This window comes from Salinirubrum litoreum (assembly GCF_020567425.1).
In the GTDB taxonomy this organism is placed as follows: Archaea; Halobacteriota; Halobacteria; order Halobacteriales; family Haloferacaceae; genus Salinirubrum; species Salinirubrum litoreum.
Genome location: NZ_JAJCVJ010000001.1, coordinates 552733 through 565657 on the forward strand (window position 1 = coordinate 552733; position 12925 = coordinate 565657).

Consider the following 12925-nt stretch of genomic DNA (forward strand, 5'->3'; position numbering starts at 1 on the left):
AGGCGTGACAGCTATCGGTGCGCTGAAGCGTGTCGCCGACTCACCCGCCGTGGACGCCGTCGGGACGGTCGCGGTCGCGGCGCTGGTCGCCTCGCTCGGCGTCCAGAACCCGGTCCAACCGGCGATACTCGTCGCGCTGTGGCTGTCGTTCGTCGTCGAACGACGAGTTCCGGTCGAACGGTGGGCGGCGAGAGCGGTGCTCGGTCTCGGTCCGCTGGTCGCGGGAGCCTACTCGCTGTCGGTCGGCGACGATCCGTTCACGGTCGGACTCTGGTTCGGCGGTGCAGGGGTCGTCTTCGGGCTCTCACTGCTCGAACGTCGGTCGCAGAACCGGGGGTGACACACCGCGTCAGGACTTCTCGACGGCCTGCACCTGGAACTCGGCGTAGCCGCCGTAGGCGACCTCCAGGGCACCGAGCCACCAGTTCCACCGACTCGCCAGTGAGTCTCCCTCGGGCGCGTCTGCGAGGTTGTCGAGGATCTCCTGGGTCGTCAGCGGCGTGTCTCGGTCGCGGTCGACCGTCCCGGAGTCGGCCAGATCGCGGGCCTGCCGGACGACCACCCGGCGCTCCGCGTCGGTCCCGCCGAACCGTTCGGCCAGTGCCGCGTCGAGTTCCGCCGGGTCGAGTGTGTCGGTCACGACGGGTCGTAGGCGACCGACCGGCAAGAGTGCAGCGTCGACTGCGTCGACAGGTCACTCACCGACTGTCGGACTCAGCCGAACAGCGCCGCCGCGACCATCACCGCACCGAGGAGACCCAGTGTCGTCCCGGCGTAGAACAGTATCACGGGCTCGCCGTCGGTGACGAGCGCGAACAGCCCGACCGAACCGAAGAAGAGCACGCCGAGTACGCCGAGGACGAGTCGGACGTCGCGGTCCAGGCCACCGCTCGGCTCCCAGTCTGTCGACGTCGTGATCCGCGCCAGCACCGACTCGACACTGCTGCTGGCTTCGGCGGGTACGACGAGCAGCGTGGGCCGGTTCCCGAGCAAGTCGCGGTCGTGGTATCGGAGTCGGACGACGACGTAGCTCCCGATCCGGTAACTGTCGGTGCCGGCGAGCGACGAGAGGTCGCCAGCCCGGCGGTTCCGGTCGGCGGTGTCGAACGTCGGCACCGCCATCTCGTCGGCGACCGCAGGGTGCGACTCGGCGTACTCCCGCGCCAGTTTCCCGGTGTAGAACTCGACGGTTCGCTCCTCGGGGTCGATCCGACCGACCGTGTACCGTGAGTCGACCGACGAGACGAGGAAGGCCAGTCCGAAGGGGAGAAACAGGACCACGATCGGACCGAAGACCGCGCCGAGTCCGGCGAGGAGGCCCGCACCCGCGACGAGGCCCGGCAGGAGCCACCGGAGTCGGAGCCACGAGAGGTCGGGCGAGAACAGCGCACGCTCGCGCTCGGACCCGGCGTCGGCGGCGATCAGGACGTAGATCAGCGAGAACGGCCCGCCGACGAGTGCGAGGACGACGACCACCAGCAGCGCGTCGGTACTCGGGCCGAGCGCCGACCGGGCGAGGAGGAACGCGCCGAACCCCCCGACGACGAGCAGGAAGACACCGACCACTCCTGCGAGCAGGTGGCGAACCGCGAGAAAGTACGGGTCCGACTGGTGGTCGGGGAGTGCGACCCACGAGACGACGCCGGTGTCGGACGACTCGTCTGCGGAGGACGAATGACCGGCAGGGGCGGAGGGCATCGGCTCGGACTTCACTCCGCGACGGAAAGAGTGTTCGTGTCTGTCGGCTCAGCGCCACCACTCGCTCCGGCGCTCCTCGTAGCTCGCGTCGCGGAACGGCGCCGGTTTGTCGGCGTCATCCTCCGCGCCGAGTGCGTACGCCAGCCAGTAGCCGACGTGCCAGCCGACCGCGTCGGTGTCGAGGTTCACGAGCGTGATCCGGGTGCGTTCGTACCGCTCGATGGCACCGTCGCCGTCGGGGTCGGTGCCACGCGTCCCGACACAGGACCCGGCCTCGTCGTCGGGACCGCACGGCGAGGTGTCCGAGAAGTCGACGACGATCTCGGCGGCTTCGGGGTCGTCGACGCGCCGGAAGGTGAGGTTGTCGGGCATCCCCGGCGCGCCCTCGGCGTAGTAGTCCAGCGCGTGGCCCACCTGCTCGCTCGCACGGGCCGGGTCAGAGGCGTTCGCGGTGTCGACGTAGACGGTGAACTCGCCGTCGGCCCACGGGTACGCGCGCTCGGTCGCGTTCGGCTTCGGCTGGGTGTAGATGACCGACCGGGCGGCCATCACGTCTGCTGGCGCGTCCTCGTGACCCAGACCGAGCGTGTGGCCGAGTTCGTGCGTCACGACGAGGACGCTGGACTGGTCGGACAGCCCGCCCTGTATCCAGATCGTCTCGGGGCGCTCGATCTGTCGGGCGTCGGTGATCAACGGCGCACAGCCCACCGCGTCGGTCACGGTGCCACACTCCGGAACGGTCTCGGTGAACTCGACTCGGAGGTCGGGCGCTTCGGCGTCGGGGACGACGCGGTAGTCGATCGGGTAACCGGCGTAGCGTTCGGCGTTCGCCTCCCAGTAAGCGGTCGCCTCCCGGACGAGTGGCGTGACGTTCCGACTGGGGTCGGCGCTGTTCGCGACCGCGACGACGACTGGCTCCTCGCCCCACGGACTGACGCCCGGCGGGGCTGCCGTAGCGATGGGCGTCGAGTCGGCGGTCGGCGAGACGGTCGGGCGTGTCGTCGTCGCGGGATCGGACGGGCGTGTCTCTACCGGGCCGATGCACCCGGCCACGAGGAGACAACAGACCAGCGAGAGCACCAGGAGGCGGGTCACGTTCGATGCGACGGCTGGGAGCGAAATGAGCGTTCGGGCTGGGTTTCGGAGTGGGATCGGCGTGAGTATCCTGGCGGGTCGGCCACGTCGCCGAGTCTCCGAACCCACCGACAGCGGTCGAATTCACCGGACAAACCGTGTGAGTTTGCTCCGTCAGAGTTAACCCTTAGATACGTCTAAATCCGACCATGTTGAGCGACGTGATGGAGGACTACCTGAAGGCCATCTACATCCTGCAGGCCGAGCAGGGACCCCCGGTGTCGACCTCCGACATCGCCGACTACCTCGACAAGACCTCGCCGACCGTCACCAGCATGATCGGCAAACTCGCCGACCGTGGCCTGGTCGAACGCGAGAAGTACAAGGGCGTCGAGTTGACCGACGAGGGCGAGACGGTCGCCCTGGAGGTCCTCCGGCACCACCGCCTGCTGGAGGCGTACCTCGCCGAGCATCTCGACTACGACTGGAGCGAGGTCCACGACGAGGCCGACGCGCTGGAACACCACATCAGCGAGGAGTTCGAGCGCAGAGTCGCCGAGGCACTGGGCGACCCCGAGGTCGACCCCCACGGCGATCCGATCCCCAGCGCGGACCTCAGTCCACTGGAGGAGGACGACGCCGAACGCCTCTCGGACCACGGCGTCGGCGACCGAGTGGTCGTCTCGCGCGTCTCCGACCGTGACGAGGACGAACTGGCGTACCTCGCCGAGGCGGGGGTCACACCCGGCACCGAACTGACCGTCCGGGACGTCGCGCCCTTCGGGATGGTGACGGTGCTTGTCGGCGACACCGGGAACGAGCAGAGCCTGCCCGAGTCGGTCGCCCGCTCGATTCGCGTCCGCAGTGCGACCGATCCGAGCGACACCGCCAACACGGAGGCCGGCCAGCCGTGACCGGCTGGGTCGAGATCCTCACCGTCGCGTTCGTCGCGCAACTCGTCGTCCTGCCGGGCGAGAAGGTCCAGTTCATCATCGCCGGGCTGTCGACGCGCTACAACCCGGCCGTGGTCGTCGCCGCCGCCGGCTCCGCCTTCGCGGGCTGGACCGCCCTGGAGATCGCCTTCGGCGCGGCCCTCCAGCGCGCGCTCTCGCCGCTCGTCCTCGACGCGCTGACCGGCGGACTGTTCCTGCTGTTCGCCGTCCTGCTCTACCGGTCTGCGCCGGAACCGGGCGAGACCTCGCTCCCGGAGACCGACGGCGGGAACGTCGCGGCCGACGTTACCGTCTTCGGGCGAGAGGTGCCGGACGCACTCGGCGGGTTCCTCCCGATCTTCGCCATGATGGCCTTCGGCGAGTTCGGCGACAAGACCCAACTCGTCACCATCGGGCTGGCGGCCCAGTACGGCGCGAGTCCCGCGATCTGGGCCGGCGAGATGCTGGCCATCATCCCGGTCAGCGTCGCCAACGCGGTGTTCTTCCACCGCTTCTCACACCGGTTCGACGTCCGGAAGGCACACCTCGGGGCGGCCGCGCTGTTCGGCTTCTTCGCCCTCGACACCGCGCTCGCGATCGCCACCGGTTTCTCGGTCTGGGAGACGGTCGTCACGACCATCTCCGACGCGGTCCTCGCGGCGGTCTGACTCGTCTTCGTCTCGTCGTCCACAGAGCGCCGACGAGGTGACGCAGAATCCGCATCTTTTTTCGCAGTTTCACCCGTCTCACAGCCTGTGTCGCTCGCTGCACCCCTCCTCGACTCGGTCGTGACCGCACTCCTCGGCATCGTCTTCGGACTGGCGCTCGCCGCGCCGCCGGGGCCGATGAACGCGATCATCGCCGAGGAGAGCGTCGTCCGTGGCTGGCAGTCGGGGTTCACGGCCGGACTGGGTGCGGCGTCTGCGGACGCCATCTTCTTCGTGCTCGCGTATCTCGGTGTCGTCGCCTTCGTCGAGCAGTTCCCGACGCTCCGGGCCGTGATGGTCGGCATCGGCGGCCTGCTGATGGTCTACTTCGCCTACGGGGCCGGACAGGAGGCGCTCGCCGGGTCGTTCCTCGGGAGCGACGTTGCTGTCGGAGACGCCCCGGAGACCGACGGCGGGGTCGACTCGACCGGCTTCCGGAAGGCGTTCGTCCTCGCGTTGACGAACCCCTACCAGATCCTGTTCTGGCTCACCATCGGCGTCGGCCTGCTGGAACCCGGCACCCTGGACGTGTTCGCCGAGATGCCGTACCTCGGCGAGTATCTCGCGGGCCTGCTCGTCGTCCAGACCGGAAGCGCCGCCCTGGTCGTCGGCTTCTTCGGCGGCATCGGCGTCTGGATCACCGGGTTCCCGGCCGCACTGGTGACCGCGAAGCGCCGCGTCGAGTCGCTCGCGCCGGTCGTCGCCGGGGTGAGTGCTCTGGTGCTCCTCGGCTTCGGCGTGACGTTCGTCGTGGACGCGGTTCGGTCGCTGCTGTGAGGCGCGACGGGCCGACGCTCCCTGACGGCCAGCAACACTGATGGCTCGAGGTCACCTCCGGAGAGTCGAATGACGAGCGATCCGATCTACGTGGTGGACGTGTTCGCCCAGCGCCGGTACGCCGGCAACCAACTCGCGGTCGTCCTCGATAGCGGCGACCGGACAGACGAGGAGCGGTTGGCACTGACACGCGAGACGAAGTTCTCGGAGGCGACGTTCGTCACCGACAGCGATCCGGCGACAGATCGCTACGACGTCCGCATCTTCGATCCGATCGAGGAGATCCCGTTCGCGGGTCACCCGACGCTCGGGACCGCCTTCGTCCTCCGGGAGCACGTCGCACCCGACCGGCCGGACGAACTGACGCTGACCCTCGGAGTCGGGGAGGTGCCCGTCTGGATCGAGACCGACGAGACTGGCGTGGAGACCTACTGGATGCGCCAGCCGGCCCCGACGTTCGGCGAGCGAGCCGACCCCGACAGCCTCGCCCGGATACTCGGACTGTCCACCGACGACATCGACTCGGCGTCTCCGATCCAACTGGTCTCGACCGGGCTACCGACACTGATCGTCCCACTCACCTCGCGCGACGCACTCCAGCGCGCAGCGACCCGACAGCCGGCCTACGATCGCGAGTTCCTCGACGGGTTCGGTCACACGAACCTCCTCGTCTTCGCGCCGGAGGGATACGAGGAGGCCGATCTGAGTGTCCGCGTGTTCGCCGACTACGCCGGTGTACCGGAAGACCCCGCCACTGGCTCGTCGAACGGCTGTCTCGCCGCGTACCTCGTCGAACACGACTACTTCGAGACCGACGAGATCGACTGTACGGTCGAACAGGGGGACGAGATCGACCGCCCGTCTCGGCTTCACCTCCGGGCCGCACGCACTGCTCCCGACGGAGATCACGGGAGTATCGACGTTCGTGTCGGCGGCCGCGTCGTCCCGGTTCTGCACGGCCACCTTCACTGACTCGGAGGGTCGCTCCTCGTCGTTCTCTCGGCACCGTCCTCTCGGGTCACCGTCTTCTCACGTCACGCCGCCACTGCTCGTCTCGTACTCCGCGAGTGCCCCCTCGGCAAGCACCGACCGTGCGATCTCCACCACATCCCACACGTCGGCGAACCCGGTGTAGAGCGGCGCGGGACAGAGCCGAACGACGTTCGGTGGCCGAAAGTCGACGACGACACCACGATCCTTCAGCGCCTCGGCGAGTTTCTGCCCCTCGGGGTGTTCGACTGCGACGTGCCCGCCTCGCCGGTCCGCATCGCGCGGTGTGCCGACCGAACAGCCGAACTCGGCGAGTCGCTCGTCCACGAGGGCGATCAGGTAGTCGGTCAGTGCGACCGACTTCTCGCGGATCGTGTCGATCCCCGCGTCTCGAATGATCGACAGCGAGCCCTCCAGTGGCGCGAGGCTGAGGAGGTGCGGCGTCCCGATCTGCCACGCGCCGGCCGAGTCTGCCGGCGTGAACTCGAGGTTCATGTCGAACTGCGTGGACTTGTCGTGGCCCCACCAGCCCGCGAGTGCGGGCGTCGTCCCGAAGTGATCACGGTTCACGTACAGTCCCGCCAGCGCGCCGGGGCCCGCGTTGAGATACTTGTACGAACACCAGACCGCGAAGTCCACGCCGATGTCGGCGAGGTCGTGCGGGACGACGCCGACCGAGTGTGCGAGGTCGAATCCGGCCAGCGCGCCGTGATCGTGGGCGATCTCGGTCAGACGCTCGACGTCCAGCAGTTGGCCGCTCCGGTAGAACACCGAGGGCATGAACACCACCACCACGTCGTCGTGCGATTCGAGCGCGTCGGCGACGTCGCGCTCCGCCAGCGTCCGGCCGTCCTCACTCTCGACGACGACCAGTCCTTCGTCGGGGTCGATGCCGCGCTGGCGGAACTGCGCCCGGATGGCGTAGTGGTCGGTCGGGAAGTCGAGGTCGTTGACGACGACCTTCGTCCCGTCGGCCTCGTCGAGGAACGTGCCGATCAGGGTGTGGATGTTGACGGTCGTCGAGTTCGCCAACACGACCTCCTCGGCGTCCGCACCGAGGAGCGGCGCGAGGTCGTCGCCCAGTTCCTCGGCGTAGGTGAACCAGTCCTGCTCGGCGTCGGTCCAGCCCCGGATGCCGAGGTCGCGCCACTCCTCGACGATCCGGTCCAGCGAAGCCTCCGCCTCGGCCGAGATGGGTCCCAGCGAGTTGCCGTCCATGTAGTAGTCGTCGGGCACGTCGAACCGCTCCCGGAAGTCGGCGAGTGGGTCCCGCCGGTCGGCGGCGACCGCGCCTGCTCGCCCGTCGGTCGGATCGGGTCGCGCTCCCGCAGGCGGCGAATCGGTGTTCATACCCCATCCTCGGACGCCTGCGGGTTGTCGGTTTCGCCGTGCGTGTCTCCGAGTCGGGACACCGCCTGCCGGAGCGTGTGGAACTTTACGCCCGGCGCGTCAGTCGGCGACATGGACAGGATGGACCCGGACGCGGCCGACGCCGTCGCCGAGATCGAGGCGCTCGGCGTCCCCGAGTGGCACACGCTCTCGGTCGAGTCGGCCCGCCGGATCGAAGCCGAGGTGTTCACCCCCGAGTCGCTCCCGCCGGTTCCCTTCGTCCGCGACCTGGCGATCCCCGGCAGAGCCGGCGAGATCCCGATCCGCGTCTACCGACCGCGACCGCTCGATGCGGCCGACGCCGACTCCCGGTCTCTCCCGGTTCTCGTCTTCTACCACGGCGGCGGGTGGGTCCTCGGGACGCTCGACTCGGCGGGATCGATCTGTCGGGAACTGGCCCGACGCGCCGGGTGTGCCGTCGTCTCGGTGGACTACCGACTCGCGCCGGAACACCCGTTCCCCGCCGGCGTCGAGGACGCGTTCACTGCGGTCTCGTGGGTCGCCCGGAACGCCGAGACGTTCGGCGGCGACCCGGATCGTATCGCGGTGGGTGGGACCAGCGCCGGCGGTGCGCTCGCGGCCGCGACCGCACTCAGGGCGCGGGACGCCGGCGGTCCCGTGATCGCTCACCAACTGCTCTGTTACCCGGCGACCGACCACGACTTCGACACCGACTCCTACCGCGAGAACGCCGACGGGCCACTGCTCACGACGGCCGACATGGAGTGGTTCTGGGCGCAGTACCTCCGGAGTCCACTCGACACCGCCAACCCCTACGCCGTCCCGATGCAGGCCGACGACGTGACCGGCCTCCCGTCGGCGACGGTCGCCACCGGCGGGTTCGACCCACTGCGCGACGACGGGTTCGCCTACGCCGACCGTCTCGACCACGGCGACGCGGACGTGACCCGCGTCCACGCGCCGCGTCTGCCCCACGGCTTCCTCAGCCTAACCGACGAGGTGCCGAGAGCCGACGAGGCGATGTCGGCCGTGGCCGAGTCGCTGGCCGACGCACTCGACACGGCCTGAGTATTCCCGGTGAACGACTACTCTCCGAACGGTTCTAGGGAGCGTATGGATCCCGACGAGACGACGACTTCTCGCAGAGGCTTCCTTCGTGGCGTCGGCACGGTCGGCGGTGGGAGTGCGGTCATCGCCGGGTCGGCCGAGTCGGCCAGCGCACAGGAGGCGACGACCCACCAGGTAGACATGACCGACGGTCTCGTCTTCGACCCGGACAGTCTGACCATCGCACCGGGTGACACCGTGGTCTGGGAGACGGTCGGGAGCGTCGGTCACTCGGTGACGGCCTACGAGGACGAACAACCGGAGGGCGTCGAGTTCTGGTCGTCCGGCGACCTCGACAGCGAACAGGCCGCGCGGAACGCCTACCCCGACCAGGGTGACGTGGCGTCCGGCGAGACCTACGAGCACACCTTCGAGACCGAGGGCGTCTACGACTACTTCTGCATCCCGCACGAGGCGGCCGGGATGATCGCCGAGTTGGAGGTCGTCGAAGGCGGCGCGGCGCCCGACGGGGGTGGCGGACCGGTCATCCCGCAGGTTCCGGACAGCGCGAAGTCGCTGGCGGTCGCCGCGACGACCGCGATGCTGTCGGTGCTCGCACTGGCGTGGTTCTTCATCAAGTACGGCGGCGACTACGAGACGGTCGAGGACGGCGGAGAGTGAGGACGCGACCGCGACCACCAACAGCGAAGAAGGACCCGATCAGGGTGCGACCAGATCCACCACGGTCTCGGCGTCCACGACGAGGTTGTACGCCCCCTCGTCGTCGTTCCACAGCGCGAGCACGTTTTCGACCGCGACGACCGACCCGTAGTCGGCCCGGAACAGGTCACGGTTCAGCGCAGACTCCTTCGTCACGACCGCGTAGTGGTCGACCGACTCGCTCCCGTCGCCGATCTTGAACACCGGGTTCGGCTCCGGGTCTGCCGGCCCTCGGTGGCCGTCACCGTCCTCGGCGTCGGGGCCGGTCCGCGACAGGTCCCGACTCAGTTTCACCGCCAGCAGGTCGATGCGCTCGGTGACGTGTCGCTCCATGTCGGCCATCCGGGCGAACCGGGCGGCGTCGGCCCGAACCTCGACGCGGCGCTGACCGTCTGGTCGCAGGATGGCGTAGGCGAACTGCACCGTCTCGTTGGTGTAGGTGCCGTCGTCGGCACCCCCGGCGTCGAGGCGCGTCTGGAACGGCGGGGCCTCGACGTCGGGTCGCACGTCGAATGACCACCCGGTGTCGCTCGGGGCGTGACCGGGCCAGAGTCGGAGCGCCGGACTGTAGACACTCGCCGAGGAGTCGGCGGGCACGACCGCGCGTTCGACCTCCCGAAGGCCGATCGCGGTGTTCCTGTCGGCCGGTGCGAGTGCGACGACCGACCCGTCTGGCGTCACCCAGTCCATCGCGCGGGAGACGACCGCCGTCGGGTCGGCCAACTCCGAGAGGACGTTGCCGAACACCACGAGGTCGAAGGGACCGCTCGGCGAGTGCTCGGTGTCGTCGGCATCTCCGGTCGCGTCGGTCTCCGCCACCGCTTCGCTCGGATCGAACGCCTCCACGGTCGTCTCGTGGATCGTCGTCCGGACGTTTCGGGGCGTCTCGCCGAGCATCGCCTCCAACACCTCGGCCGCCGGACTCGGCTCTATCGCGTGGTAGTCGACAAGCGCGTCGTCGGGGAGGTAGTCGAACAGGCCCAGTGCGGGACCGCCGGCACCCGCGCCGACGTCCAGGACGCGAAGGTTCGAGGGGAGCAGACCGTTCTCGGCGAGGTCGTCCAGCACGTACCCGATCGCGGCGTAGTAGTCCGGCAGGTGGTAGATCGCGTAGCCCAGTGCCGCCGTCTCGTCGTACTCCACGTCGTTCTCGTAGAAGTAGTCGGTCTTCAGGCGGCTGATCGCCTCCCGGAGTGCCTCGCCCGAGTCCCCCCGGTGCCAGTTCGCGCCGTACTCCCGGACGAGCAGATCTTCGAGGGCGAAGCTGTACTGCTCGGGAAACTCGGTCGGCCCCCAGTCTGCACGCGGTGCCGGGCCGTCCTCGAAGGGGACGAAGGTGCCGTCCTCGCGCTCCCAGAGGCCGAGGTCGAACGCCTCCTCGCGGAGCGTCTGCCGGACGACTGCGGGGTGTGGCGACCCGTCGACGTACTCGGCGATCTCTTCGGGATCGATCGGTCTGACCTGCCGGAGGTACTTCGCGTTGTTCCGGATCGCCGTGCGCTGGTCGGTCACGACTCGTCACCTCGCTCGCCGGTGTCGGTCGGCGTACTCGTCGGACCGCCCGACTCGGACGACTTCCGTGCCGACTCCCCGGCTTCGCGGTAGAGGTCGGCGAAGGTCGCGGCGTCTGCGTCCGCGATTCGGCGGGCCGCGTCCGCGACCGCCTCGCTCCCGTCGAAGGAGTCCTGTATCTCGGCGTAGACCCGCGGTTCGCCGCCGGTGACGGTCGCAACGAGATCGCCGAGGCCTGCCGAGACGGGCGTCGAGAACTCCGGGCGCGTCTCCTCGGCCGCGAGGGCGAAGGCGAGGATCGCGGTGTGTGCGGCGGCCTGGACCGTCTCCATCGCCCGGTCGTGTTCTTCGGCGGTCGTCTCGAACAGGTGGTTGCCGGCGTCGGCGAGGTCGGCCCGGAGCGTGTCGGTGACCGGGCCGGGCGCGTCTGCGACGACCGCGACGTTGCCGGGCGCGTTCTCCGGCGCGAACAGCGGGTGGAGACTCACACGCTCCAGATCGGGGGCGTGCTCTCGCATCGCCGCGACCGGGAGCGCCATGACGCCGGTCACGTCCAGCAGGGCGGACTCGGCGCGGTCGGCGTAGGCCGCGAACGCCGACTTCGTCGCGGAGATCGGGACCGCGAGCGCGACCCCAGCGAACGTCTCCTCGGTGTCCAGCGAGACGTGTCGGGTCTCGTGGCCGTCGGCGGCGAGCGACTCGACTGCGCGGCGTGCCGACGCGGGGTCGGCGTCGGCGAAGGCGACCGGGACCGTGACGGTCCGGGCGAGCCAGCGACCCATCGCTCCGGCACCGACGACCAGCAGTTCCATCGGGCGGTCGTAGCCGGGGACGTGGCAAAAGGGGTTCGGTGCTGGGCGGTGGGTCGCCGGGACGCCGGCCGAACGGGTCGGCCACCCAACGACTCGATCGTAAACCGCCGGCCCGTCGTCGAGAGTGGAACAACAGTGAAGTGGTGGCCCCGGAAACCGACTGCGCATGGCTGACACACCACTGGCTGGACAGGTCGCGTTCGTCACCGGCACCACCCGAGGGATCGGGAAGGCACTCGCGCTCTCGCTGGCGGAGGCGGGCGCGAGGGTCGTCTCGACCGGCAAGACGACCGAACCGCGCGACGACCTGCCGGGGACCATCTACGAGACGCGAGACGCGATCCGGGAGGCTGGCGGCGAGTCCATCGCCATCGAGTTGGACGTGCGCGACCCCGAGAACGTGCAGTCCGCCATCGACCGGACTGTCGAGGAGTGGGGCAGACTCGACATCGTCGTCAACAACGCGGGCGCGATCCACTTCGCGCCCATCGCCGACACGCCGGCGAAGCGGTTCGACCTGCTGATGGACGTGAACGCTCGCGGGGCGTACGTGACGACCAGAGCCGCCCTGCCGCATCTCCGCGAGGGAGACGGCGGGCACGCGATCATGATGTCGCCGCCGGTGGCGATGGACGCCGCACCCGGCAAAGCGCCCTACGCGCTCTCGAAACACGGGATGACCTTCATCGCCAAGTCGCTCGCCGCAGAGGAGACGAACGTCGGCGTCAACGCGCTCTGGCCGGTCACGGCCATCGAGTCGGAGGCGACCCGGCACTTCAACATGGGCACGCCGGAGGACTGGCGGACCCCCGACGTGGTCTGTGACGCGACGCTGGAGATTCTGACCAGCGACCCGACGGACTGCACCGGCAACGCCTTCTACGACGAGGAGGTGCTCTCGCAGGCCGGCGTCGATGACTTCTCGGAGTACGCAGTCGTCGAGGGGAACGACCCCGGTCCGACCTCGGCCCAGTTGTTCGATCCGGACTTCGAGCGACCCGACGAGTGGTGAACTCCGACGGCACAGGACCAGTCGAACCGGCTGGCGCGACACCTCGGCGGCGTGGGGCCGCCTCGGGCGAACCCCGTGTCGCGCCGACGGTTCCAGGTAGGCCCACAGCGCCGACTGGTTCACCACGAGTTGCGTGACCTGTCACTCCCCACTGCGAGTTGCGTGACCTGTCACCCCTCACCAAGAGTGGCGTACGCCTTCGCAGAAGCCATCGGGTGAGACTTTCATCTCTCGGTGTCCACGACTTCCCCGACAGAATCGACGCCACCCGAGTAGCGACTCCCTCTCGTCACG

The 12925-nt window shown here is 69.2% G+C and carries 14 protein-coding genes; 8 read left to right on the forward strand and 6 right to left on the reverse strand.

Features of this window, described 5'->3' with window-relative positions; genetic code table 11:
- Window positions 1-4: 4 nt before the first annotated feature.
- The gene (locus tag LI337_RS02665; RefSeq protein ID WP_227228169.1) at window positions 5-340 is read left to right on the forward strand and encodes a hypothetical protein; all 336 of its coding nucleotides are present in this window, start codon (window positions 5-7) and stop codon (window positions 338-340) included.
- 9 nt (window positions 341-349) lie between these two features.
- Here the strand turns inward: LI337_RS02665 and LI337_RS02670 are convergent, their stop codons facing one another.
- The 3 genes from LI337_RS02670 to LI337_RS20045 all read right to left on the reverse strand — a co-directional run bounded on the left by LI337_RS02670 (window position 350) and on the right by LI337_RS20045 (window position 2793).
- Window positions 350-640 (reverse strand): WNWW family protein, encoded by a 291-nt coding sequence (locus LI337_RS02670; RefSeq protein ID WP_227228170.1) that lies wholly within the window; start codon window positions 638-640, stop codon window positions 350-352.
- A 74-nt stretch (window positions 641-714) separates the two neighbouring features.
- Window positions 715-1698: a hypothetical protein gene (locus tag LI337_RS02675; RefSeq protein WP_227228171.1), complete on the reverse strand. Its 984-nt coding sequence runs from the start codon at window positions 1696-1698 to the stop codon at window positions 715-717.
- A 48-nt stretch (window positions 1699-1746) separates the two neighbouring features.
- The gene (locus LI337_RS20045; RefSeq protein WP_227228172.1) at window positions 1747-2793 is read right to left on the reverse strand and encodes a matrixin family metalloprotease; all 1047 of its coding nucleotides are present in this window, start codon (window positions 2791-2793) and stop codon (window positions 1747-1749) included.
- Window positions 2794-2981: 188 nt separating this feature from the next.
- Here LI337_RS20045 and LI337_RS02685 point away from each other — a divergent pair, with 188 nt between their 5' ends.
- From LI337_RS02685 to LI337_RS02700, 4 genes are all read left to right on the forward strand, one after another.
- Window positions 2982-3686, forward strand: a complete 705-nt coding sequence (locus LI337_RS02685) for a metal-dependent transcriptional regulator (RefSeq protein ID WP_227228173.1) — start codon at window positions 2982-2984, stop codon at window positions 3684-3686.
- Complete coding sequence (locus tag LI337_RS02690; RefSeq protein ID WP_227228174.1) at window positions 3683-4372, forward strand: TMEM165/GDT1 family protein; 690 nt, start codon at window positions 3683-3685, stop codon at window positions 4370-4372. Before LI337_RS02685 ends, LI337_RS02690 begins: the two co-directional genes overlap by 4 nt.
- A 138-nt stretch (window positions 4373-4510) precedes the next feature.
- On the forward strand, window positions 4511-5188 hold the full coding sequence (locus LI337_RS02695; RefSeq protein WP_380699652.1) for a LysE family translocator: 678 nt from the start codon (window positions 4511-4513) through the stop codon (window positions 5186-5188).
- 69 nt (window positions 5189-5257) lie between these two features.
- Window positions 5258-6160 carry a PhzF family phenazine biosynthesis protein gene (locus tag LI337_RS02700; RefSeq protein WP_227228176.1) on the forward strand — a complete coding sequence of 301 codons (903 nt, stop codon included), beginning with the start codon at window positions 5258-5260 and terminating at the stop codon, window positions 6158-6160.
- A 57-nt stretch (window positions 6161-6217) separates the two neighbouring features.
- Here LI337_RS02700 and kynU read toward each other — a convergent pair whose 3' ends face one another.
- Window positions 6218-7528 carry a kynureninase gene (gene kynU / locus LI337_RS02705; protein WP_227228177.1) on the reverse strand — a complete coding sequence of 437 codons (1311 nt, stop codon included), beginning with the start codon at window positions 7526-7528 and terminating at the stop codon, window positions 6218-6220.
- A 111-nt stretch (window positions 7529-7639) separates the two neighbouring features.
- Between kynU and LI337_RS02710 the strand changes: the two genes are divergently transcribed.
- Together LI337_RS02710 and LI337_RS02715 are read left to right on the forward strand one after the other, a co-directional pair.
- Window positions 7640-8596, forward strand: a complete 957-nt coding sequence (locus LI337_RS02710) for an alpha/beta hydrolase (RefSeq protein ID WP_227228178.1) — start codon at window positions 7640-7642, stop codon at window positions 8594-8596.
- Window positions 8597-8641: 45 nt separating this feature from the next.
- Window positions 8642-9256, forward strand: a complete 615-nt coding sequence (locus LI337_RS02715; RefSeq protein ID WP_227228179.1) for a plastocyanin/azurin family copper-binding protein — start codon at window positions 8642-8644, stop codon at window positions 9254-9256.
- A gap of 39 nt (window positions 9257-9295) precedes the next feature.
- On the opposite strand, the gene LI337_RS02720 is transcribed toward LI337_RS02715, so the two are convergent.
- Window positions 9296-10807, reverse strand: a complete 1512-nt coding sequence (locus LI337_RS02720) for a small ribosomal subunit Rsm22 family protein (protein ID WP_227228180.1) — start codon at window positions 10805-10807, stop codon at window positions 9296-9298.
- The gene (locus tag LI337_RS02725) at window positions 10804-11619 is read right to left on the reverse strand and encodes a prephenate dehydrogenase/arogenate dehydrogenase family protein (RefSeq protein WP_227228181.1); all 816 of its coding nucleotides are present in this window, start codon (window positions 11617-11619) and stop codon (window positions 10804-10806) included. The genes LI337_RS02720 and LI337_RS02725 overlap by 4 nt, the downstream gene beginning before the upstream one ends.
- A gap of 160 nt (window positions 11620-11779) precedes the next feature.
- Between LI337_RS02725 and LI337_RS02730 the strand changes: the two genes are divergently transcribed.
- Window positions 11780-12631 (forward strand): SDR family oxidoreductase, encoded by an 852-nt coding sequence (locus LI337_RS02730; protein ID WP_380699650.1) that lies wholly within the window; start codon window positions 11780-11782, stop codon window positions 12629-12631.
- Window positions 12632-12925 lie beyond the last annotated feature (294 nt).

Excerpts from the sequence above, each read along its gene's own strand:
- LI337_RS02710 (WP_227228178.1), top strand. The coding sequence starts at position 7,640 with ATGGACAGGATGGACCCGGACGCGGCCGACGCCGTCGCCGAGATCGAG.
- kynU (WP_227228177.1), bottom strand. The coding sequence starts at position 7,528 with ATGAACACCGATTCGCCGCCTGCGGGAGCGCGACCCGATCCGACCGAC.
- LI337_RS02700 (WP_227228176.1), top strand. The coding sequence starts at position 5,258 with ATGACGAGCGATCCGATCTACGTGGTGGACGTGTTCGCCCAGCGCCGG.
- LI337_RS02725 (WP_227228181.1), bottom strand. The coding sequence starts at position 11,619 with ATGGAACTGCTGGTCGTCGGTGCCGGAGCGATGGGTCGCTGGCTCGCC.
- LI337_RS02685 (WP_227228173.1), top strand. The coding sequence starts at position 2,982 with ATGTTGAGCGACGTGATGGAGGACTACCTGAAGGCCATCTACATCCTG.
- LI337_RS02675 (WP_227228171.1), bottom strand. The coding sequence starts at position 1,698 with ATGCCCTCCGCCCCTGCCGGTCATTCGTCCTCCGCAGACGAGTCGTCC.
- LI337_RS02715 (WP_227228179.1), top strand. The coding sequence starts at position 8,642 with ATGGATCCCGACGAGACGACGACTTCTCGCAGAGGCTTCCTTCGTGGC.